At 64.5% G+C, this 2,412-nt stretch carries 3 protein-coding genes; all 3 read right to left on the minus strand.

Annotated elements, in window-relative coordinates; all coding sequences use genetic code 11:
- Positions 1-1,358 (minus strand): DDE-type integrase/transposase/recombinase (locus tag JF66_RS17530; protein WP_035880042.1); only part of this gene is annotated, 1,358 nt, incomplete at its 3' end.
- Between the two features lie 194 nt (positions 1,359-1,552).
- Entirely contained in the window at positions 1,553-1,915 is a 363-nt protein-coding gene (locus JF66_RS17535; protein WP_035880043.1) for a hypothetical protein, read from the minus strand.
- A 142-nt stretch (positions 1,916-2,057) separates the two neighbouring features.
- A complete protein-coding gene (gene nrdH / locus JF66_RS17540; RefSeq protein ID WP_035880045.1) occupies positions 2,058-2,312 on the minus strand; it encodes a glutaredoxin-like protein NrdH in 255 nt (84 codons plus the stop codon).
- Positions 2,313-2,412: the final 100 nt, after the last annotated feature.

The following is a 2,412-nucleotide window of genomic DNA, read 5'->3' on the forward strand; positions in this document are numbered from 1 at the left end:
TAGAGGTGCCCGTCAGGGTCCAGTACCCAGATCCGACTGAGGTCCCGCGGGTCCCGCCGGATCAGGAACGGATCCAACGTGTCGCGTCGGCTGATCCACGGTTTCAACGCGTTGGCGAAGTAGTGGACGTGGTCGATGACGAATCCCGTCCGCGTCAGGGTGCGCCGCACAACGGGGAGGAAGTCGATCAGGAACGCTGTCGGGTTCGAGACCACCGCCGGCCTCCCGGTGGCGGCAACTCCTTCGGCCCACCGGCCGGTGGGCGTTTGCCCCAAGGTGCTGTGAATTCTGCCGTGGTAGCTGGCCACGGCCAGGGCCAACCATTTCTCTAACTCGCCAAGTGTCAGCATCGCCATTCGGTCTGAGTCATACCGGCCACGCTCGACCGGGTTGGAGAACGTGGTCCCCGGGAGTTCGTGGACCTGTTGCATCGCGGTCCCAATCACCCGCTCCACGATTCCGCCGTAGTGCGGCCGGCCCGGCGGCCGGTATGCCAGGTCGATTCCGTGCTGCTCGCACCCACGGCGCAGCGCCTCGCTCTTAAACTCCGCCGCGTTATCCAGATACAACTGGCGTGGCTTCCCGCTCATCGGCCACGGTGCGTCAACTCCCAGACTCTCCAGCCACGGCCGCTTGTCAGTGGCAGCATGCGCCAAGCACAAGCCCACCGAAACGGCCGACGGAGCCTCCAACGTGACGACCATCCCCACCAACGTGCGGCTGCACACATCGATCGCCACGGTCAGATACGGGCGCCCGATCGGTTGTCGTTCCCGCACGTCGACGACGATCACGTCGATGACCGTGTGATCGATCTGCACCTGCTCCAAAATGGTGCCAATCACGGGAACGTCTCCTCCGGCGGACTGCAACGACCGCACCGCGTCAGGGCCTCCCCGACGCCGGCCTACCTCCACCGGATTCAACGCCCGGATCCGCCGTGTCACCGTGTTCCGCGCTGGAACTGGAAGCTGTCGCATCCGGCACGCGCCCGCGATGTCGCGGTATACCGCCGCCTGGGTTCGCTTCTGCCGGGTCAGAAACTGCTTCCGCACCACCTCACGGACAACGTCCTCAACCTCGGCTGTCAGCCGCCACGTACCTTTCCCATGCGAGGAACGTCCGGGAGCCAAATCCGTCAGCAACCCCGACCCCGTTCGATGGCGTTTGATCAGCAGGTAGACCTGGCGCCGCGATATCCCCAGCGATAATGCGGCCGCATCGACTGCGGCCCGGCCCACGATCGCTCGGGCCGCCAACGGTGCAATCACCGCCGACACCCTCATCGTGCGATCCCACAAAGCATCCGGCATCGTCAACGTGCCGGACTCAGCAATGCGCACCGATTCCGCGTCCACCCCGCCACCTCCTTATTGTGCAGAGGAGTAGTGAGCAAAAACCAGTTTAGTGCAGAGGTGAACGGAAAAACCAGTGCTCAACACACGCCTGCACAACCCCGAAAACACGCGGGACCCTGTGCAATCGTGAACGGAAAATGACACCGGCGCTCGGTGGCGCAGCGAGGCCCCGGCGGGGCTGGGTCGCTGCGGGGTTACGTCGTGAACAGGTCCGGTATCAGAAGGACGAGGTCACAGTGAGGGCAGCGCTGGCTTCCCTTGAGTCCGTGACTGGTGCTCAGGATCTCGGCGTTCATCTCGGTACCGCAGGAGGGGCAGGCCGGCTTACTCCAGCGGATCCCGTCGTCGGTCGCCGGGTCGAGTTGAGCGAAGACGAGGCGGGCGACCTCGATCGCGTCGTCGCGTGCGTCCGAGCCGGGCCCTGAGTTCGCCACGTCCCGGAGCACGACGTCGAGGGGGTCCGTTCCGGTGTCGGCGAGGTGCTCCCCTGCCACGGCGCGGGACAGGGCCTCCTCGAAGTCCTTTCGGCTCATCACTCCCCCGCTGTCCAGATCCATGCGCTCATTCTGGCCCGACGTCGACGTTCTTGCACGTGCCCGTTCTGGTGCCGGGGTGCAGAAACGCCCCCGGCCGGAAGAGAGGACGGCCCGGGGCGCTGATTGTGGGGCGCAGAATCCTGCGCGCGGACTCGTGAAGGATCTATCCCTCGAGGGCTCTGCTTTGTGCCAGGGCGGCGATGCGGTCGGGTCTGAAGCCGGACCAGTGGTTGTGGTCGTCGACGACCACGATGGGTGCCGCGCTGTAGCCGAGGTCTTCAGAGACATACTCGAGGGCCGCGGCGTTCTCGGTCACGTCCACAACTGTGTAGGTCACGCCTGCTTTGTCGAGGGCTCGGTAGGTCATCGTGCATTGAACACACGCTGGCTTGCTATACACCGTCACCAGTTCACTCATGGTTCTGCTTCCTCTCCACCAACAATTTTTTTGCCCGGCTGGCAAGAGAAATAGAAAGCGACCGGGAGTGCCGCAGTTCCGGGTCGTGGAATACCGCAGC

The sequence above is a fragment of the Cryobacterium sp. MLB-32 genome, assembly GCF_000738085.1.
Taxonomy (GTDB): Bacteria; Actinomycetota; Actinomycetes; order Actinomycetales; family Microbacteriaceae; genus Cryobacterium.

Bases quoted from the DNA above. Each gene is read 5' to 3' on its own strand.
- JF66_RS17535 (WP_035880043.1), bottom strand. From the start codon at position 1,915: ATGGATCTGGACAGCGGGGGAGTGATGAGCCGAAAGGACTTCGAGGAG.
- nrdH (WP_035880045.1), bottom strand. From the start codon at position 2,312: ATGAGTGAACTGGTGACGGTGTATAGCAAGCCAGCGTGTGTTCAATGC.